Genomic DNA, 21,135 nt, shown 5'->3' on the forward strand with positions numbered 1-21,135 from the left:
TCCTCGACGATGGGTGGTGTCCGCTGAAGCCTCATCGTCGGCGCGATGCCTGTCAATCGCCGGCCGCCGATCGGGCGAGGGTCTGCGGCTGCCGCCGCCCGCCAGGTGGCCGGGGCGAGGTCCGCACGACGGCATCATCGCCGCTTCGGCGCCCCCGCCGCGGGCACTGGCGCGGGGATCATCCGGTGGGGGTGGCCCGCCCGGGGCGCCCCGGGCGGGCGGCGGTGCGGCCGGGGCGTCAGCCGCAGAAGGCCCACGACAGGTCCAGGCGCTGCTTGAAGCCGCCCACCTGCGTGTTGACCATCGAGACGTTGGCGCTGCCCGACCCGCCGGGCGGTACCGCGCCCTGGAGCTGGGACTCGATCAGCGGAACTCCGAGCTGCCCGCAGCCACTGCCCGACTGGCTGCCGCTGCTGGTACTGCCCACCGCCTCGCCGAACGGACCGGTGCGCTGCTCCACCTTGCTCGTCCTGGCGCCGCCGACCACGCCGTAGTCGACCTGGAGGCGCCCCTGGTTGCCGGAGGCCAGCGTCATCTGCGCCTGGGTCGCCTGCCTGGCGGGGCTGAACCGGAAGAGGTTCTTGTTGTAGGAAAGGTGGACCTCCAGGTGGCAGAGCTTCTTGGTGACCCCGGCGCCGGACTGCTTGACCTCGAAGGACGGGTACTCGAAGAAGATCGCCCTGCGGTCGGGCGTCAGCGTCGCCTTCGGGGCCGCCCCGCACTGGCCGCTGATCCCCAGCGAGGTGATCGTGAGATCGGCCGGCGGATCGGTCGGAACGGGCCGGGGCGCGGCCGCGGCGGCGGGGGCGGCCGCGGCGAGGCCGGCCCCGAGGAGGGCTGCGGCGACCAGGGTGCGAATGGGGTGCATGGGTTCCTCCGTCGACAGTGCTCGGGCGCCACGCCCGACCGGGCCGGCGCCCCTTCACCCTGTCGCGGGGTGCCGCGGGCGAGCATCGGGGAAAGCCCCACCCCCGGGTTGCCCCGATGGCCGGCCGCGGGCGCGGGCCGGCTCACCGCGGTCCGGCCTCCAGGACCAGGCAGGTGAACGTGAACCCGATGCCCACGCCGATCAGGGCCACCCGGTCGCCCGGCGCGACCAGCCGGTGGCGGAGCAGGTGGTCGAGAGCGACTAGCTGGTCCACCGCGCCCAGGTGCCCGACCCGCCGCCCGAGCTGGTGCAGCGTGCGGTTCGGGTCCAGGCCCAGCGGCCCGGCGTACCCGGCCTGGAACAGCGCCCGCCCGACGAACGGCAGGCACACCCACCGCAGCCGGTCCAGCGGCGTGTCCGCCTCCGCGAGCGCCTGCGTCGTCACCCGCTGCACGCCGGCCACGGACCGCGCCAGCACCGACGCGGGCGTGTGCCGCCCGGCGGCGAAGAACTGGCGCGCCCGGTCCCGCAGCACCAGCGGGCGCAGCACCGCCGTGGAGGCGCCGGTGAGCGGCTCGTCGCCGCGCTGCAGCCCGACCAGGCCGGCGTCGGTGTAGGACGAGGAGGACAGCAGCCGCAGCCGGCCGGCGCCGCGGCCCAGCACGGCGGCGCCGGCCCCGTCGCCGAACACGAGGCCGGAGTCCACGTTCCACCGGTCGAACTGCGGGGCGGCGAACCGGTCGGCCGCGGTGACCAGCGCCGCGGACAGCTCCGGCTGGCCGGCGAGCTGCCCGGCGGCCAGCTCCAGGCCCGCCAGCGCGCTGTTGGACAGGCCGCCCAGGTGCAGGGACAGGCCGGACCACCGCTCGCCGATCACCTCGGCGGCCACGGCGCAGGCCGACGACCAGAGGTCCAGCCCCTGGAAGTACACCGAGCCGTGCAGGTGCAGGCCCGGGGCGACCGCCCCCCCGGCGTGGGCCAGGGCGGCCCGGCCGGCGCGCACCGCCATGGCCGGCGGGTCCTCGTCGCACTCGGAGACCGACACCAGGCCGGCCTCGGCCGCGTCCGCGGCGCCGTACCGGCCGTCGGCCACCGCCTCGGCGACCGGGGTGAGGTCGCCGAGGACGCTGCCGGTTCCGGTGATCCACACGTCGTCGTAGCGCACTCAGCCCAACTCCGCCAGGGCGGCGGAGACCAGCGGGGCCAGCTCCGGTGCGTGGATGACCGAGTAGTGGTGGCCGGGCACCCGGTGGACGCGCAGCCGCGGGCAGTAGGGACCCCAGCCGAGGTCGGGCTCGTCGTAGGCGTCGTCGACGCCCATGCCGATCCGGGCGTTGCGCGGGGACGGGTCGTCGGCGCGCAGGAGGACGACGGGGACGCTGTCGTCCAGCGCGGCGGCGTGGTGGTCGGCCAGGTCGCGCAGGTGCCGGCTGAACGCCGCCTGCCGCTGCCGCCGGCCGTCGTTGGGGTGCAGCAGGCCGGCCTCGGTCAGTGCCCGGGTGAGGCCGTCGGCGTCCAGGTCGTCGGGCAGGCCCAGCTCCAGGAAGGCCTCGACGGAGCGCAGGTACCGCAGGTGCAGCTCCGCCTCGGTCCGCGGCCGGTCCAGGCCCTCCAGCGCCACGATCCGCTCCGGGCTGTTGGCGTCGACCATGACGACCAGGTCGACCGGGGCGCCGTCGCGGCGCAGCGCGCCGGCCAGGTGGTGGGCGACGGTGCCGCCCATCGACCAGCCGCCGATCAGGTACGGCCCGGCACCGGCGTGCCGGCGCAGCGCGTGGCCGTACAGCTCCGTCAGCGCGTCGATGCCCTCGGGCGCGCGGTGGCCGGCCAGCTCCGGGTCCGTCAGCGCCAGGACCGGCCGATCGGTCTCCAGCGACCGGGCCAGCTCGGCGTAGCAGAGCACGTCCCCGCCGGAGGGGTGGAGCAGGACCAGCGGCACGCCCGTGCCCTCGCGCAGCGGCACGACGATGTCGTCCAGGATCCGCGGGTCCGCCGGCAGGTGCGCCGCGGGTGCGCCGGTGCGCGGCCGCGGCGCGGCCCGGGTGTCGCCCTCCGCCCCGGCGGCGGGCGCCGCTGCGGCGGCCGCCAGCCCGGCGATGGTCGGGTCGGCCAGGAACCGGGCCGGCGGTACGGCCACCTCCCGCGCCGCGGCCAGCTTGCGGAGCATCCGCAGCGCGCTCAGCGAGTCCCCGCCCAGGGCGAAGAAGTCCGCCGCCCGGTCGGTCGGGAGCGTGCCGAGCAGCGGGTGCCACAGGGCGGCGATCTCCTCCTCCAGGCCCGGCCGCGGCGGACCCGCCTCGTGGGCGCCCCCGCCGCTCTCGGCGGGCGGCGCGGGCGGGTTGTCGGCCGGCGGCAGCTCCAGGGCCGCCGACCAGGCGGCCGGCGCGGCCAGCGCCCCGGCCTGCGCGACCAGGCCGGCGAACAGCCGGTCGAGGTCCCCGGCGGCGAACACCTCGTCCACACTGGCCAGGGAGAGCACCAGCTCCTCGCCGATCTCGTACAGCCGCAGCTCCAGCAGTACCTGGGGGGTGCGGATGCGCTGGGTGTGGTCGCGCTCGTCCACCCGGCCCAGGGGGCCGGCGGCGCTGTCCAGCGCGCCGCCGAGGGCGGCGTTGAGGCCCAGGGTGCTCTGGAACACCACGGGCGCGACGGGCCGGCGGCTGCCGCGCAGCCGGGCCAGCTCCCGCGACACCTCGACGCCGGTGGTCAACTGGTGGGCCAGGGACTCGGTGATCTGCTCCTGCATCGCCCGCGCCGCGGCGGCGAAGTCCCAGCCCGGCTGCAGCGCCACCGGCACCAGGGCGGTCGCGGAGAAGGCGCCGATCATCCGGTCCACGTCGGGGTGCAGCGGGTGCCGGCTGAACTGGAGCGAGTTCATCAGGAAGCGGCGGTGCCCGGCCAGGCGGGCCACCGCGACGGCGTAGCCGGCGGCCAGCGCCGCCGACGGCGTGACGCCGTGCGCGGCGCACTGCGCGCGCAGTCGCGCCCAGTCCGCCGCGGGCAGGCGCGCCTCCCGGCCGCCCATGCCGTCGACGGTCACCGCGCCCGGCTCCGCGGCCAGCGGCAGGGCCGGCGCGGCGGGCAGGTCGGCGAGCCGGTCCGTCCACCACTGGCGGTCGGCGCGCCACTCCGGCCGGTCCGCCGCGCCCGCGACCGCGGTGACGTAGTCGCCGAAGTCGATCAGGAGCGGGGCGTGCACCGCGTTCGGGTCCGCCAGGTACGCCAGCAGCTCCCGGGCGAAGATCTGCGCGGACCAGCCGTCCGCGGTGAGCAGGCTGAAGGCGACGTGCAGCCGGCCGGCCCCGCCGGGCAGCAGGGTGAGCCCGACCGCGAACCCGGGGCCCTGCTGCGGGTCCGGGCCGGTGGCGCCCATCCGCTCCCGGACCGCGGCCAGCCCGGTCCGTACGGCGGCCTCGTCGCCGTCGCGCAGGTCGACCACGCCCACCGGGGCGGCCGTGGCGGCGGGGTCGTCCAGCGGCAGGATCCGCTGCGAGCCGTCGGGCAGCACCCGGGCCCGCAGCATCGGCTGGTGGGCCATCATCCGCTCGACGGCGTCGGCCAGGGCGCCCGGCGCCCGGTCGCCGTCGACGCCGGAGAGGGCCACGTCGGTGTAGTAGTGGGCGGAGTCGTACGAGAACTCCCAGCCGCCCTGCTGCCCGACGAAGTACGCCTGCTGCAGCGGCAGCAGCGGGAACGGTGCCTCCGGGTCGGGCCGGCGGCGCAGCCGCAGCCCGGCGGCGGCCGGTCCGGTACCGTCGGTCCGGCCGTCCAGCAGCGCGGCCAGCTCGGCGAGGGTGGACTCGGAGCGGATCTCGGGCAGGGACAGCTCGACGCCGAGGCGCTGGCGCACGAGAGCCGTGAGCCGGACCGCGAGCAGCGAGTCCCCGCCGAGGCTGACGAACGTGGCGTCGTCGGCGATGTCGTCGCGGACGAGCAGCTCCGCCCAGATGCGGCGCAGGGCGTCGCGGGTCGCGGTGCCCGCCGGTTCCGGTTCCGGTTCCGGCGCGGGCGCGGGCGCGGGCGGCGGCGGGGCGACCGGGCCGTCCCACTCCCGATCCGGGGCGGCGAGGGTGCCGAGCAGGTCGACGTACCCGGCGAAGGCGGCCGCGGCGTCGGCGGGGTCGAGGGCCGCCGTGTTGACGTCCCACTGCAGCACCAGCGCCCCCCGGCGGGTGAACACCTGGTGGTCCAGCCACACCTGCGGGGTCTGGCTGACGCCGTCGACCACCGGGCCCAGCCACTCGTGGTCGTGCTCGCCGCCGTCGGCGGCGCGGGCGATCCCGAGCATCCCGGTGAACACCACCGGGACGTTGCCCTGCTGCCCGCGGCGGGCCCGCTCCCCCAGCAGCTCCAGGCCGCCGTACTCGCGGTGGTCCAGGTCGTCGAACAGCAGGCCCTGGGCGTGCCGGACCCGGTCGGCGAAGCTCGCCGGCCGCCGGTGGTCGACCTCGTGCAGCAGCAGGGAGGAGAACTCGCCGACGACGTTGTCCACGTCCGGGTGGACGGCGGGGCGGTCGAAGACGGTCAGCGTCACACTGAAGTGCGCGCTCCCGGACCACCGGGCCAGCGCGGTCGCGTACGCCGCCAGCAGCGCCGCGGTCGGCGTGGCGCCCACGGCGGCGGCCCGCTGGCACAGGCGCTGCCAGGCCTCGGGGGGCAGCTCACCGGCGAGGCGCCGGAAGCGCGGCGGCCCGTCGCCGGTGTCCCGGACGGGCAGCGGCGGGGCCGGCGGCAGCTCCCGCGCGGTCCAGTACCGCCGCGCCCGCGCGTAGCCCTCGGTACCGCGGCGCCGCTCCAGCGCGGCGACGCAGCCGGCGAAGTCGACGCCGAGCGGCGGCAGGGCCGCGTCCGGGTCGCGGTACAGCGCGCACAGCTCGCGGTCCAGGATCAGGTAGCTGGCCGAGTCGCACACCAGCACGTCCACCGACAGCAGCAGCCGGGAGGCACCCCCGGGCAGGTGGACGACCTCGCTGACGATCAGCGGCCAGCGGGTCGGGTCGGCGACCCGGTGCGAGAGCCGGTCCCGGCAGGCGGCCAGGGCCGCCTGCGCGCTGGCGGGCTCGTGCCCGCGCAGGTCGGTGACGGGGACCCGGTAGCGGGGCACGGTCGGCAGGACCAGGTTCTCCCCGTCGGCGGTGACCACCGCGCGCAGCATCGGGTGCCGGGCGATGACGGCGTTCCAGGCCCGCTCGTAGCGCGCCACGTCCAGGTCGGCGCACTCGTGCTCCAGGTAGAAGTGGCAGCCGACGGAGCCCAGGGCGTACTCCTCGGAGCGCCCCACCCGGTACGCGTGCTGGACCCGGGTCAGGGGGAACGGCGCCGTCCCGGCCGGCCGCGCGCCGGGATCGGCGGCCTCCGCCGCGGCCGCCGCCTCCGGCGGGGCCGCGGCGACCGGCCGCGGCGCCCCCTCGGGCTGCGGCGGGAGCAGGGCGGCCAGCGCCGCCACGGTGGGGCAGGCGAGCAGGTCGCGCAGCCGCAGCGCGACGCCGTGGGCGTCGCGCAGCGTCGCCAGCACGCGGGTGGCCAGCAGGGAGTGGCCGCCGAGGGCGAAGAAGTCGTCGTCGGCGGAGTCCACCGGCCGGCCCAGCGCCTCGGACCACACCTGCGCGATCAGGCGCTGGGCGTCCGTGGCCAGCGCCGCGCCGCCCGCGGTCGGGCCGCTGGCCGTGCGGGCGGGCAGCGCGGTGGCGCGCGCGTTCAACGGGGCCGGCGAGGCCGCCACCTGGTCGGGCGCCCGCCCGGCGCAGGCCAGCGCGGCGACGGCGGTCAGGGCCCGGAGGGCGTCGGCGGCGTCCAGCGCGTGCCGCATGGTGATGGCGGCGGCGGCCTCGGCCTCGGCGGCGGTGCCGAAGCGCCACCGGTCGAAGTCGACCGCGGACCAGCCGGGCTCGGCGGCGGCCACGGCGTCGAGGAAGCGGCTGGCCGCCACGTAGGCGCCCAGGCCGAAGCCGCCGATCGTCCCGGCGGCCGAAGAGGCCAGCAGCACGGCCGGGCGCTGCCCGGTCCGGCGCAGCGCCGTCCGCAGCGCCAGGACGCCCTCGACCTTCGGCGCCAGGACCGCCTCGGTGGTGGCGCCGTCGCGCTCGGCCAGGCCGGCCAGCGCCACCACCACCGGCGCGTGGAGCACGATGTCGAGCCGGCCGTGGGCGGCGACGATCCCGGCGACCGCGGCGGTCAGCGCCGCCGCGTCCGTCACGTCGCAGGCGAGCGTCTCCACCCGGGCGCCGTCGGCGCGCAGCCGGGCGACCGCCTCCTGTCGCGGCGCCGCCGCCGCGGCCAGGTCGGTGCGGCCCAGCAGGACGACGGTCGCGTCGTGCGCCGCCGACCAGGCCGCGGCCACGGCAAGTCCGACGCTGCCCAGGCCGCCGGTGACGAGTACCACCGGCGCGGCGGGCAGCTCCGGTACCGCGTCCGGCTCCCACGCCTGCCACTCGCGCAGCCAGCGGCGCCCGGCCCGGCCGGCGACCTCCCAGCAACTGCGCCGGGGGGCGGCGGCCAGGTCGGCGGCCTCGGCGAGGACGGCGGCGGCGTCCACGGTGCGCAGGTCCAGGCAGCGCCAGCGCAGCCGCGGCAGCTCCTGGCCGAGTACCCGAGGCAGGCCGCGGACCGCGGCGGCGGCCGGGTCCACCTGCTCCGTGCCGTCGACGGGTTCGGCGTCCACGGTGACCTGTACCAGGGCCAGCGGCGTCTCCGCCGCGTCGGCACCGGCGCCGGCCTGGGCCAGGTCCCCGTACGCGGTCACCGCGCGGTGGATCCGGTCGCCGGCCTGGCCGCCGTCGAGCCCGACGAGGCTGAGCACGCCGGTGGTGTCGGCGTCCAGGCGGTCGACCGGCTCGGCGCCGGCCGCGCGCAGCGCGGCGTCGAGCTGCGCGGCGTACGGCTGCGGTCCGACGACCAGCCACCGCTGCCCCGCCAGCCGGGCCGGCGGCAGCGGCGGAAGCTGCCGCCAGGTGGGCAGTTGCAGCGGCGCGGCCGCGGAGGGTTCGCCGACGGCCTCGCCGGGCGCGCGGTGGCCGTCGACCCGCGGCTGCGGGTCGACCCAGAAGCGGCGGCGGTCGAACGCGTACCCCGGCAGCGGCACCCGGCGGCGCGGGGCGCCGAGGGTCGCGGCGTGGTCGATCGGCACCCCGTGCTGCCACAGCCGGCCCAGCACGCCCAGCAGCTCGGCCCGCCCCGCCGGCTCGTCGTCGGCGCGGCCCAGCGTGGTCAGCGCCGCCGGCACGGCCGGCCGGCCGCGCCGGGCCGCCAGCGAGGCGACCAGCGCGCCGGGGCCGACCTGGACCACCAGCGCGGGGCCCTCGCCCACGGCCGTGTCCAGCGCGGCGCCGAAGCGCACCGGGGCGCGCAGGTGGCGCACCCACCGCTGCGGGTCGGCCAGGTCCGCCGGGTCGGCGAGCCGGCCGGTGATGGTGGTGACCAGCGGCGTCTCCGCCGGCTTGGGGGCCAGCCCCGCGGCGGCGCGGGCCAGCGCCGGCATCGCGGGCTCCACCAGCCGCGAGTGGGCGGCGACGTCCACCCCGACCAGGCGGGCGTCGAGCCCGCGGCCGGTCAGCTCGTCGCGGAGCGCGCGCACGGCGTCGACCGGACCGGCGACGGCGCAGGCGTCGACCGCGTTGACCGCGGCGATGTCCAGCGCGGGGTGCCGGCCGAGCAGGTCGGCGACCTGCGCCTCCGGCAGCGGTACCGCGAGCATCGCGCCGGCCGGCAGGCCGGACATCAGTACTGACCGCTCGGCCACCAGGTCGGCGGCGTCGCCGAGGTCCAGCGCACCGGCGGCGACGGCGGCGGCGTACTCGCCGACGCTGTGCCCGAGGACCACGTCGGGCCGCAGCCCCCAGTGCCGCAGCAGCGCCCAGGTGGCCACGCTGACGGTGAACAGCAGCGGCAGCCCGGTCCGCGGGTCGCGGGCCCGCGCCACCGCCGCCGGGTCACCGGCGGTCTGGACGTCGACCCGCAGGTCCACCCCGATGCGGGCGGCGAACGCGTCGGCCAGCTCGTCGACCGCGGCCGCGAACACCGGCTCCTGCGCGTACAGCAGGCGCCCGGCCCCGGCGAACTGCGCCCCGCCGCCGGGGAACGCGCAGACCACCCGGGCCGGCGCGGTCAGCGCGGTCGGCGCCGCGGCGGTCAGCGCGGCCCCCGCGGCGGCCGGCGCCGCGGCGACGGCGATCCGGTGCGGCAGCGGCACCCGGCCGACCGCCAGGGTGTGCGCCGCGTCGGCGAGCCGGCCCGGCTCGCCGACCCGGTCGGCGAGGGCGGCGGCCGTCGCCTGCCCGGCGGCCGGCGTGGCCGCGGAGACCAGCAGGAGCTGCGGCCGGTCGTCCGGCCGGGCCGGCGCCGCGGCCGGCGCGGCGGCCAGCACCACGTGGCAGTCGACGCCCCCGATGCCGAACGCGCTGACGCCGGCCCGCCGGTCGGGGCCGGTCCAGGGGCGCGCCTCGGTGACCAGGTCGAACGCCGAGCCGCGCAACTCCAGGGCGGGGTTGGGGTCCTCGGCGTACAGGGTGGCCGGCAGCAGGCCCTCGCGGAGGGCGAGCACCGCCTTGATCAGCCCGGCCACGCCGGCCGCGGAGTCGGCGTGGCCGATGTTGCCCTTCACCGAGCCCAGCCCGCACCACGGCGCGCCCGCCGGGCCGAACACCTCGCGCAGCGCCCGCACCTCGATCGGGTCGCCCAGCACCGTCCCGGTGCCGTGGCCCTCCACGTAGGAGATCTGGCCGGGGGCGGTGTCGGCGACGGCGAGCGCCTCGGCGATGACCCGGGCCTGGCCGGCGGCGGACGGGGCGGTGAAGCCCGCGCGCGCCGCCCCGTCGTTGCCGACCGCGGATCCGAGGATGACCGCGTGGACGTGGTCGCCGTCGGCCACCGCGTCGGCGAGCCGGCGCAGCACCACGACCCCGGCGCCCTGGGTGAACACGGTGCCGGCCGCGCCCGCGGCGTACGGGCGGGTGTGCCCGTCGGCGGAGAACGGCCCGTCCGGGACCGCCAGGTAGCCGCGGCCCTGCGGCACCCGCAGCGACACCCCGCCCGCCAGCGCGGTGTCGCACTCCCCGCTGGCCAGCGCCTGGACCGCCAGGTGGACCGCGACCAGAGACGTGCTGCAGGTCGCGCCGACGGCCACGGCCGGACCGGTCAGGCCCAGCCGGTAGGCGACGTGCAGGGGGAGGTAGTCGGCGACGTTGCCGGTGTGCAGGGCCAGGCTGCCCGCCGGGTCGGCACCGCCGAGCGGGTCGAACCGGTGCGCGAGGTTCGTGGCCAGGTAGCCAGAGAGGGCGGCGCCCGCGTACACGCCGACGCTGCCGGCGGTCTCCCCGCCCGCGTGCCCGGCGTGCTCCAGCGCGTGCCAGGCGCACTCCAGGAACACCCGGACCTGCGGGTCCAGCAGCGGCGCCTCCGCCTCGCTGATGCCGAAGGGGTCCGGGTCGAACTCCTCCTGGCCGGCGATCAGCCCGCCGACGGGCACGTACGACGGGTTGCGCCGCAGCGTCGCCGGTACGCCGCGGTCGGCGAGCTCGGCGTCGGTGAACCGGGTCAGCCCCTCACCGCCGTCGCGCAGGAGCCGCCAGTAGGCGTCCGCGTCGGGAGCACCCGGGTAGCGGCAGGCGAGGCCCACCACGGCGATGGCGGTCATCGGACCGTCCTTTCGTTGAGTAAGCGGCGGCGCTCGCCCCGGCTGCGGGCAGCGCGCAGCGGGTCGGCGGCAGGAGGTGCGGGCGGGTCGTCGGGGTCCGGCGGCGTACTGCGGCCGTCGGGCGTGGGCGGTGCGGCGGGGTCGCCGGCCGCGGGGTCGTCGGCGGCCAGGTGGGCCGCGGCGGCCCGGATACTCGGGTGCGCGAACAGGTCCAGCACCGACAGCCGGGGGGCGTCGGCCCGCAGCCGCTGGTGCAGGGTGACGAGGGTGAGGGAGGTGGCGCCGCACTCGAAGAAGGAGCGGGTCGGGTCCAGGCGCGGCGCCGGTACGGCCAGCAGCGCGGCCAGTGCGGCGGTGATCCGCTCCTCCCACGCGGCCCGCGCCGCGGCCGGGGGCGCGCCCCGCGGCGGCGACCCGGCGGCCGGGATCGCGACCGGCCCGTCCGGGAGCCCGTCGGTCGGCCCGCCGTCCGCCGCGGCGGCAGCCAGGTCCCGGGCAGCCAGGTCCCGGCCGGCCAGCCCCGCCGGGTCGGCGTGCGGCCAGGACGCGGGGTCGGTGAGGGCGAGGAGCAGCGCGCGGTAGGCGGTGAACAGGCCGTCGAGGTAGCCGGCCGGGAAGGCCGCCTCCACCGCGTCCCAGTTGACCCGCAGCTCGCCGGACGCCTCGAACACCTGGCAGTCGAGTACCACGTGCGGCGTCTGGCTGATCGCGTACACCGTCTCCCCGAACCCGCCCAGCAACTGCGAGGCGTCGACCGCCGCGCCGCCGCCGTCCACGGTGCTCCCCAGGCCGCTGGAGAACACCACCGGCAGCAGGACCTGCCGCCCCCGGCGCGCGGTCAGCAGCCGCAGTACCTCGTTGCCGTGGACGCCGTGCGGGCCGGTGGTGTGCTCCAGGTCCCGCAGGAGCCGGTGGCCCAGCGCCCGCGCCCGGTCGGCGAGAAGCGGCTCGTCGCCGCCGACGTCCACGAGCGCGGTGGAGGTGTAGTCGCCGACGACCCCGGTGTGGCCCGGCGGGCGGTCGAACGTGGTCACCACCAGCGTGCCCGCGGGCTGGCCGGTGCCGGCGCGCAGGACGTCGGCGAACGCGGCCAGCAGCGCCGCGGCGGGCGTCGCCCCGTGCGCGGCGGAGTGGCGGCGCAGCGCCGCCCACTGCCCGGGGGCCAGGACGGTGCGGCGCCGGGTGAACCGGACCCGCCCGGCCCCGGGGAGCCGGATCGGCAGCCGGGGGCCGTCGGGCAGCCGGGCGGCGCGCGCGTGCCAGTGGGCCTCGGCCGCCCGGCGGCGCGGGCCGGCGGCCGCCGCCGCCAGCGCGGCGGTCCAGTCGGCGAAGGTGGCGGCGGGGGCGGGCGGCAGGGCCGCGGGGTCGTCGTACGCGCGGATCAGCTCGTCGGCGACGGTGGCGGCGCTGCGGGCGTCGCAGAAGATCAGGTCCAGTCCGAGGTGGAGGCGCCACCGCCCGGACCCGAGCCGGGTGGCGCCCACGTGCAGCGTCGCCTCGCGGGTGGGGTCGACGATCCGGTGCGAGTGCGTGCGGCGGATCCGCGCCAACCGCGCCGACCGCTCCTGTGCGCCGCACCCGGACAGGTCGACGACGGTCAGCTCGGCGGCCGGCGCGGCCGCGCGGACCTGCTGGCGGGTGTCGGCGGTCACGACGGCGCGCAGCATCGGGTGCCGGGCGACCACCGTGGCCAGGGCACGGCGCAGCCGGTCGACGTCGAGGTCGTCGCGCTCCACTTCGGTGTAGTAGTGGGGGGCGACCGGGTCGCCGAGCCAGCGGTCGGCCCGTCCCACGAGGTACGCCAGCTGCATCTCGGTCAGCGGGAAGGGCGCCTCCTCTCCGCCCGGCGGAGTGGGTCCGCGCGTCTCGCTCCGCAGGGCGGGCGCATGGGTCTCGCTCTGCGGGGCGGGCTGGGCCTCGGCCTGCGGGGTAGGCGTGTGTGCCTCGGCCCGGGGGGTGGGTGCGGGTGTCCCGGCCTCCGGGCGGGGCGCGGCCGGGGTGACCGAGCGGGTGGGCCGACCGTCGAGCCGCATCTCGGCGAGGCCGGTGCCGTCGGCGACGCGGACCTGCGGTGCCGGCAGCCCGGCGCGTCTGGCCTGCGCCGCGGCGGCGTCGAGCCAGTCCCCGGCGGCCCGCAGCGCGTCGGGCAGCGGCCGGTCCGGGTCCGCGTCCAGGCGCAGCGTCAGGCGCAGGCCCGCGGGTGGCAGCGGCAGCCCGACCTCGGCCGCGGCGGGCGCGGCGGGAACGGCCGGCCGGGACGCGTCGGCTGCGCGGGCGCGGCCCGGCGGGGCGAGGCTGTCGAGCAGGGCGGTGACGCTCGGCGGGGAGACGAGGTCGGCGAAGGCGGGCCGCTGTCCGGTGAGGTCCTCGACCAGGTTGGCCAGCCGGACGACCTCCAGGGAGGTGGCGCCGGCCGGGATCAGCCCGAGGTCGAAGTCGGCCGGGCCGAGCATGTCGCGCAGCGCCGTCTCCAGCGCTCCGCGCAGGTCGCTGGCGGGCACGGACGCCGCCGCGCGGCCGGACAGCGAGGTACCGGCCGCCGGACCGTACGGCGCCGGGCCGACCCCAGCCGGGCCGGACACGGCCGGGCCGGACACGGCCGGCCGCGACTCCGCTGCACCGGCCGCCGGTGCGCGGGAGGTCGAGGAGTCAGGGGCCGACGCGTCAGAGGCCGACGGATCGGGGGCGGTCTCGGCGGGGGCGGCGACGGCCGGCGCGGACCTGTTGGCGGCTGGCGCGCCGAAGGGGTCGGGCAGGGCGCGGTGGTCGATCTTGCCGTTGTCCGTCACGGGCAGCGCCGCCAGCACCACGAACCGGCTCGGCACCAGGTAGTCGGGCAGTTGCTGGGCCAGGTCCCGGGCGAGGACCCGCTCGGTGTCGGGCAGCGCGTCGTGCAGCGAGACGTGGGCCACCAGCCGGGGCCGCCCGTCGGGGCCGGGCAGCGCGGAGGCGACCGCCTGCCGGACGGCCGGGTGCCGGACCAGCGCGGCCTCCACGTCGCCCAGCTCGATCCGGTGCCCGCGGACCTTCACCTGCCGGTCGGTCCGGCCCAGGAACTCGATGTTGCCGTCCGTCCGCCACCGGCCCAGGTCGCCGGTGCGGTACAGCCGTTCGCCGAGGACCGGGTGCACGGCGAACCGGGCGGCGGTCTGCTCGGCGTCGCCCAGGTACCCGTCGGCGAGCCCGGCACCGGCGATGAACAGCTCGCCGGTCCGACCGACCGGACACGGCGCGCCGGCCGGGTCCAGGACGTAGAAGAACTGCCCGCGCAGCGGCCGGCCGTACGGGATGCTCGGCCAGGCCGGGTCGACGTCGCCGATCGGGTACGTGATCGACCAGATCGCGGCCTCGGTGGCCCCGCCGAGGCTGATCACCTCGGCGTGCGGCGCCAGCGCGCGGATTCGGTCGGGCAGCGCGACGGGGATCCAGTCGCCGGAGAGCAGCACCAGGCGCAGGCCGCGCAGCGCCGCGGCGGCGGCCGGGTCGCCCTCGGCGTACTCGACCAGCATCTCCAGCAGCGCCGGGGCGGTGTTCCAGACGGTGACCCCGTGCTCGGCGACGAGCTGGCACCAGTGCTGGGGGTCGCGCTGCCGCGCCGGCTCCGGCAGAACCAGCGCGCCGCCGGCACCGAGCACGCCGAAGATGTCGTACACCGACAGGTCGAAGCTGAGCGCCGACAGGCCCAGCACCCGGTCGCCCGGCCCGACCCGGTGCCGCCCGGTGATGTCGTCGATGGTGGTCCGGGCCGCGCCGTGGCTGACGGCCACGCCCTTGGGTACGCCGGTCGAGCCGGAGGTGAAGATCGCATAGGCGCGCTGGTCGACCGGGTGGTCGGCGGCCGGCGGCGGCGCGGCGGTACCCGCGCCCGCGGTGACGGTGGTCAGGCCCGCGGGCAGCGCGGCCGGCGCCTCCGGGGCGACCACGGCGCGCCGGATCGCCGCCCGGCGGCAGACCGCCTCGATCCGCGCCGCCGGCCAGGCCGGGTCGACCGGCACGTACGCCGCTCCGGCACCCAGCACGCCGAGCACCGCCGCGATCTGGTGGGGGCCCTTGGGCAGGGCGACGAGCACCGGCTCGGCGGCCCGCACCCCCGCGGCGCGCAGCGCCGCGGCGACGGCGCCGGCCCGGCCGGCGAGGTCGGCGTGGCTCCACGGCCGGTCGCCGCCGAGGACCGCCGGTGCGTCCGGGTACCGGGTCGCCGCCTCGGCCACCGGGTCGTGCAGCAGCGGCCCGGCGTGCGGGTAGGCAGTGGGCGCGGGCGCCTGCCGGGACTCGAACGTGGGGTCCCAGCCCAGGTCCGGCGTCTGCCACGGGGCGTCGGCCGCGGCGAGCGCGGTGAGCAGCCGGTGGTGGGCGTCGGCCAGCCCGTCGACGTACCCGCCGGGGAAGGCGCGCACCGCGGCATCCCAGCAGACGCGGAGCTGGCCGTCCTCCTCCCAGACGAGGTGGTCCAGGGCCACCTGCGGCGTCTGCGAGACGCCGTACACCTCCTCGCCCAGCCAGGCCGCCCCGTCGGTGGGCAGCCCCACGCCGGAGGTGAACACGACGGGGAAGCCCGGCCGGGCGGCGGCGGGCAGCTCGCGCAGCACCTCGACGCCGGTCACCGCGGTGTGGTCCAGGGCCGCCCAGAAGCGGGCGTTGACGTCGGCGGCGTAGTCGGCGAAGGAGGCGCCCGGCTCCACCGCGGGCAGCCCCACCAGGGCGGTGCCGGTGAAGTCGCCGACGATGCCGTCGGCCCCGGGCAGGTCGGGGCGGTCGTAGACGGTGGTGTTGAGGGTGAACCCGCCCCCGGCGCCCCACCGGGCCAGCGCCAGCCCCAGGGCCGCGAGCAGGGTCGCGGTCGTCGAGACGCCGTGCCGGGCCGCCGCGGCCCGCAGCCCCGTCCACGCCGCGGCGTCGAGCCGGCGGCCGTGTCGGGCGAAGCGGGCGCCGGTGAGCGTCTCGGGCAGTGCCGCGTACGGCAGGTCCGGCGGGGGCGGCAGCAGCGGCCCCTGCGCGTGCCACCACGCCCGGTCCCGGTCGCGGCGCGCGCGCTCGGCCGGATCGGCGGCGCGCTGGCGGACCACGTCCAGGAAGGTCAGCGGCGCCGCGGGCAGGTCGGCCCCGGGCGCGGCGACGAGCCGGCCCCACTGCCGCAGCAGCAGCCGCCAGCTCGCGAAGTCGAGAATCAGCACGTCGAAGCCGACGAACAGCCGGGTCCGGCCGTCGGGACACAGCGCGGCATACAGGTCGAACAGCGGCCACCGGTCGGTCGGCAGGAGCTGGTGCGAGCGCTGTTCGCGCAGGGCGGCCAGGGTCGCGGCCGCCTCCTGCGGCGAGGCGCGGCGCAGGTCGGTGCGGCCGATGCGGTACCGCGGCACGTGCGCGGCGACCCGCTGGCGGCCGTCGCGGCCGACGGTGGCGCGCAGCATCGGGTGGTGCCGGACGAGCCGGTCCCACGCCTCCTCCAGCGCCGCGAGGTCGGCCTCCGGGTCGGCGGGGCGCCGGTCGTACTCGTGGTACCAGAACGTCGCCACGCCGCCCAGCGGCAGGCCCGGCTCGCGGCCGGCCCAGTAGGCGGCCTGGACCGGCGTCAGCGGCGCGTCGTCGGGCCCGGCCGCCTCCGCGCCGGGGTCCGCCGGCGGGACGGCCGCGGCGGGGGAGGCGTCCTCGGCGGCGGACCCGGCGAGCGCGGCCACGACGTCGCCGACGGTGCGGTGCCCGAGCAGTGCGGTGAGCGGCAGCGTGACGCCGGTGCGTGCGGCGAGTTCGCGGCGCAGCCGGACCGCGGTGAGGGACTCCATCCCGAGCGCTGCCAGGGAGGTGTCCAGGGTGATGCCCGCGGTCGGGCTGGAGAGGTGACGGGTGATGACGTCGCGCACCACCACGTCGGAATTTCCACGGTACGGCATGGATCCTCCGCCGGAAGGGGGGAGAGCTCGATGTATAGAAGTTTGCCTATATGTGCAAACGAAAGTCAATGGCGCGCGGCGTCCGCGATCCACATAGCACCGGAACATCGACAGTAGACAGCCGCGTCAAGTGGCCGTCTCGTGAGGCGGCGCGCGCCGGTGACGCGACCGCAGGCGCAGGTGGCACGGACGACCGTCGGCGGCCCGCCCACCGACGTGACCCCGGCGCCCGCCGGGGTGAAGACCGTGGTCGACCACGCGGGTGCGGCGCGAGGCCGGCAGTGCCGTAGCCGCCGCGTGCCGGTTACCGCGTGCCGCTACCCGGCTGTCGTCAGCGCGGAGCCGGCAGCGTCGGCGCCACGGCGACCTGCGGCGGGTCGGGCAGCCGGCCGGCGAGGTAGCGGCGCAGGCCGGCGGGGTCGGGGCGCAGCCGGGTGCGGGCGGCGTGCACGTACTGGCCGAGCCCGGCGACGGGGTGGCCGGGCTCGGGCAGGGACCACAGCGGATCGAACCCCGCCCCCTCGGCCGCCGCGCGCCACTGCGCCACCGTGGGGAAGATCTGGTCGCGTTCGGCGCGCCCGTCGGTGAACCGGGCGTCCGGGTCCGCGGCCGGGGGCGACATGAGGAACTCGGTCGAGGTCATGATCTGCGGGTGCTCCCGGCTGGTGTCGATGAACACCAGCCAGCCGCCGGGCGCCAGGAGCCGGTACAGCGCCGCCATGAGCTGCCCGGTGTCCACCGCGTTGTGCAGCACGTTGGCCGCCAGCACGACGTCGACGCTGCCGGGGGCGTGGCCCTGCGCCGACAGGTCGCTGTTGATGTCGCACCTGCCGTACCGGACCCACGGCCGGTCCCCGAACATCTCGCGCCCGACGTGCAGGAAGAACGGCGACACGTCGGTGAACTGGTAGTCGACCGGGTCCGTCGACTCGGCCAGGGCCGGGATCACCACCGCGCTGGTACCGCCCACGCCGGCCCCGATCTCCAGGACCCGCAGCGGCGTGTCGGGGGCGTGCCAGGCGGCCACGTGGCGCAGCGTCGCCGCGGCGACGCCGTTGACGTAGCGGCTGGCCAGGTTGTCCCGGTACGTGCTGTCGGCGGTGTCCGTGCGGCCGTCGGGGAACATCAGTTGCTGGACGGTCACCTCGTCGCGCAGCAGCCGCGGCAGGCTGCGGGCGCAGCGGGCGAGGAACTCGCCCATCTGCTCCCCGTGCCCCAGCCCGGCCGCCGCGGCGTCGAGCCGGGCGAGGCGGACATCGAGGTCCGCGGCGGTGCAGGGACGCTCGGCCCGGTAGCTGTCCGGGCCGGCGGCGGACAGGACGCCCTCCCTGGTCAGCTCCCGCAGCCAGCGCCGCACCACCCGCCGGTGCCGGGGCGCCACCGCGAGGGCGGTCAACACCTCCGCGACCGGGTGTACCGCGCCGGCCGCGGTGAACAGGCCCGCCTCCGCCAGGGTCGCGCCCATCGCGGCGTGCGCGGCCGCGTCCAGGACGGCCACCCGGTCGGCGACGGCGGCCCAGTCCACGGACCCCAGCGCGGCCAGCCCGGCGGTGTGCGCCGCCTCCCGCACCGCGCGGTCGGCCGGCAGTGTCGCCGCCGCCGGCTGGGCGAGCAGGTGGCCGTCGACGGGGCAGGCGCACGCGACGGCCGGGTGGCGGCACAGCAGTCCGGCGGCGGTCTTCAGGGGCGCGGCGGCGGTCGGGGAGGCGGCTGCGGTCGACGGGGAGGCGGTGGCGGTGTCAGACACGGCGAGCGCTCCGATCAGTGGTCGCGGGCGGGGTGACGGTGGGACCGGCCGGGCACGCGACGGTGGCGGGAGCGCGGGTGACCCCGGCGGCTCCGGTACGGGGACCTTCCGGCGCAAGCGGACCACTGTGGTCTCACCGTACGGCCGCCATCCGTAAATGGCAACTATGTTCATTAAGGCGGGGGAAGGGCCGGACCGGGTCAGCTCGGCGGGTCGCCGTCGCGCGCTCCCCCCACCGGGTGTCGGGGCGGTGCCGCGGCCGCCGGGAGGAACGCCGCGCCGAGCAGGATCGCGCAGGCGGCGACTGGCGCGGCGGCGGGCTGCCACTGGTACAGGGCGGTGCCGGCGATCGGGCCGACGATGAACGCCGCCGCGTTGGCCGCCCCGACCAGCCCGGCCACGGCACCCTGCTGGGCCGGCGCGTACCCGAGCGTCGCCCCGGTCGTGTAGCCCGGCACCGCGAGGCCCAGGCCCACGCCCACCGCGGCCATCCCGGCGAGGACGGCGGGCATCCCGGAGGCTCCGGCGACCAGGGCGGCGCCCCCCGCGGCCAGCAGGGCGCCGACCGTGACCAGCCGCCGGGGCGACCACTTCAGCAGCCGGACCAGGCCCGCCTGGGCGGCCAGGTACCCCACGCCGGAGCTGACGAGCGCGAGGCCGGTGAGCCGGGCGGTCTCCGCGTGCGTCGCGTGCAGGCGGTCCTGGATGAGGAAGCCGATGGTCACCTGCACCATGCCCAGCGCCACGAGGACGCCGACCCCGCAGCACAGGTACGGCCACAGGCGGCGTTCGCGCCAGCTCACCCGCGCGCTCACCCGGCGCGCCGCCGGCACCCCACCTGCGGGCAGGCGCAGCGCGACCACCGCGGCGGTGGCCAGGACCAGCACCGGCGTCGCGTACAGCGGGGCGAACAGGGACAGGCCGCCGAGCGCCCCGCCGATGAGCGGCCCGACGATCAGCGCCAGCCCCTGCGCCGCGCCGACCATGCCCAGCGCGCGCGTCCGCGCCGCCGGCTCCTCGATGGAGGCCGCGACGTACGACTGCGCGGCGACCGGCAGGCCGGCGATGCCGGCGCCGAAGACCAGGGCGCGCCCGGCGATGAGCGCCGCCCACAGCACCGCGCCGGTCACCACGCCGGCCAGCCCGAGGCGGACCGCCACCGCGAACGCGGCGGCGCCCACCGCCGCGAGACCGAGCGCGCTCAGCATGGTCGCGCGGTACCCGCTGCGCCCCACCTGTCGCCCCCAGACCGGGCTCGCCGCCATGACCACGGCCGCGGCTCCGGCGATCAGCAGGCCGAGCCCGGCCTCGCCGAGGCCGAGCTGGCGGGCGAGCGGAGGCAGTACCGGCGTGAGGGTCTGCTGGGCGGCGAAGGCCCCGAACACCGCGACCTGCACGACGACGGGGCGCACGGGCGGCCCGCCGTCGCGGTGCCCGCGTGTGTCGTCCGGCGGGGGAGCCGCCACCGCCTCCCGTGAGTCGCGCATCCACAGAGGTTAGACGGTGATCTTCGACGAGGCCAGGTATGCCGGCGGGCGGCCTGTCGCCGCGCCGGGTGTAGGGCAGGATGCAGAGTTTCCGGGCCGGGAGGAGCGCCGTCGTGCCCCAGGTGGATCTCACGTCAGGAGTCGTCGCGTACGCCGATACCGGCGGCGCCGGCCGGCCGGTGCTGGTCCTGCTGGGCGGGTTGTTCGTCGGCGGGTCGATGTGGCGCCACGTCGTCGCGGAGTGGGGTGGTGAGTTCCGGTGCGTGGTGCCGCAGCTTCCGCTGGGCGCGCACCGCACCCCGATGCGCTCCGGCGCCGATCTCAGCGGCCGGGGCATCGCACGGCTGGTGGGCGAGTTCCTGGAGCGGCTCGACCTGCGGGACGTCACGCTGGTGGGCAGCGACTGGGGCGGCGCGCAGCTGGTGGTCGCGGAGAAGGTCGACGGCCGGGTGGCGCGGCTGGTCCTGCTGCCGCAGGAGGCGCTGGACAACTACCCCCCGGGGCTCAGCGGCAGGTCGGTGTGCCGGGCGGCGAGGACTCCCGGCGGCCTGACACTGACGCTGCAGCAGATGAGGTTCCGCGCGCTGCGCCGGTCGCCGTTGGCGTTCGGGCGGATGTCCAAGCGCGGCGTCCCGGACCAGGTGCTGGACGCCTGGCTCGACCCGGCGCTGCGCCGGTCCGAAATCCGCAGGGACGTGGCGAGGTACCTGCGGTCCACCGTCACCGGCGACTACCTCCGGGCCGCCGCGGCGCTGGCGATCCCCGAGGACCAGCCCGCGGCGTGCGCGGCCGCGATCCGCCGGTTCGTCCGGGAGACGCCGGATGCGCGGGCGCCCCGCCCGTGACGCGGTGCCGACCGCCGGAGAGGAGCCAGCTCCGACCCGGCCGGCTCTAGGCCGCGTGGTGGAACGCGATCGCCGTGGTCGCTGCCGCGGTGGCATCGGAGCGGTCCACGGCCACCACCGCGCAGGCTCCCGCGCGGCAGTCCAGGAGGGCCGCGGACGGGACCCCCTCCGTGGCCACGGCCACGAAGGTCCTCTGTACCCGGAACGTCGCGGTCGCCGTACCGAAGATGTCGGTCCGCACGCGCACGAGCCCGTTGAACTCCCGGGCGCAGGCCGAGGTCGCGGCGCCGCACTGCATGACGTCGACGGCCGCGCGCGGCGCGAATCCGCGGATCTGCACGGTGATGGCGGCCCCGTCCCGCAGGTCGTCTGCCGGGGTGGCCGACAGTCCCGGCGTCGTCGTCCGGGTGGCGGCGGACAGGGTCCCCACCACCAGCAGCGCCACGGCGCTCGCGGCCACCGCTGCTGAGAAGTTCAGCTTCATCACGTCTCCCGTCGACTGTCCCGGCGTGCCGGCCGCCGTGGCGCCGACGCGCCCGGCTCGGAACGACCTTCGCCGCGGCCGGGCGCGGGGGACAAGCCGGCGGGACGGTTCCGGGACGGGCGGGACGCGCGCCCCAGCCACGAGCTGCGGGCGGGGCGCCGGCGGAACGCGGCGCCGGGACG

The 21,135-nt window shown here is 78.3% G+C and carries 8 protein-coding genes; 1 reads left to right on the forward strand and 7 read right to left on the reverse strand.

Going from position 1 to position 21,135, the window contains the following annotated elements; translation table 11 throughout:
- Positions 1 to 238: 238 nt before the first annotated feature.
- The 6 genes from IEY75_RS08265 to IEY75_RS08290 form a co-directional block, all read right to left on the reverse strand.
- Positions 239 to 868, reverse strand: coding sequence for a DUF4360 domain-containing protein (locus IEY75_RS08265; protein ID WP_189113628.1), 630 nt, complete (start codon positions 866 to 868; stop codon positions 239 to 241).
- 142 nt (positions 869 to 1,010) lie between these two features.
- A complete protein-coding gene (locus IEY75_RS08270) occupies positions 1,011 to 2,033 on the reverse strand; it encodes a ketoacyl-ACP synthase III family protein (protein WP_189113629.1) in 1,023 nt (340 codons plus the stop codon).
- Positions 2,034 to 10,499 (reverse strand): type I polyketide synthase, encoded by an 8,466-nt coding sequence (locus IEY75_RS08275; RefSeq protein WP_189113630.1) that lies wholly within the window; start codon positions 10,497 to 10,499, stop codon positions 2,034 to 2,036.
- On the reverse strand, positions 10,496 to 16,390 hold the full coding sequence (locus IEY75_RS08280; protein ID WP_189113631.1) for a non-ribosomal peptide synthetase: 5,895 nt from the start codon (positions 16,388 to 16,390) through the stop codon (positions 10,496 to 10,498). The genes IEY75_RS08275 and IEY75_RS08280 overlap by 4 nt, the downstream gene beginning before the upstream one ends.
- Positions 16,391 to 16,721: 331 nt before the next feature.
- The gene (locus IEY75_RS21255; protein ID WP_189113632.1) at positions 16,722 to 18,137 is read right to left on the reverse strand and encodes a class I SAM-dependent methyltransferase; all 1,416 of its coding nucleotides are present in this window, start codon (positions 18,135 to 18,137) and stop codon (positions 16,722 to 16,724) included.
- A 200-nt stretch (positions 18,138 to 18,337) separates the two neighbouring features.
- Positions 18,338 to 19,624, reverse strand: a complete 1,287-nt coding sequence (locus IEY75_RS08290; protein ID WP_189113633.1) for an MFS transporter — start codon at positions 19,622 to 19,624, stop codon at positions 18,338 to 18,340.
- 113 nt (positions 19,625 to 19,737) lie between these two features.
- Here IEY75_RS08290 and IEY75_RS08295 point away from each other — a divergent pair, with 113 nt between their 5' ends.
- Entirely contained in the window at positions 19,738 to 20,469 is a 732-nt protein-coding gene (locus IEY75_RS08295; protein WP_189113634.1) for an alpha/beta fold hydrolase, read from the forward strand.
- Between the two features lie 46 nt (positions 20,470 to 20,515).
- Here IEY75_RS08295 and IEY75_RS08300 read toward each other — a convergent pair whose 3' ends face one another.
- On the reverse strand, positions 20,516 to 20,953 hold the full coding sequence (locus tag IEY75_RS08300) for a neocarzinostatin apoprotein domain-containing protein (RefSeq protein WP_189113635.1): 438 nt from the start codon (positions 20,951 to 20,953) through the stop codon (positions 20,516 to 20,518).
- Between the last annotated feature and the right edge of the window lie 182 nt (positions 20,954 to 21,135).

The sequence above is a fragment of the Pilimelia terevasa genome (assembly GCF_014647915.1).
GTDB lineage: Bacteria > Actinomycetota > Actinomycetes > Mycobacteriales > Micromonosporaceae > Pilimelia > Pilimelia terevasa.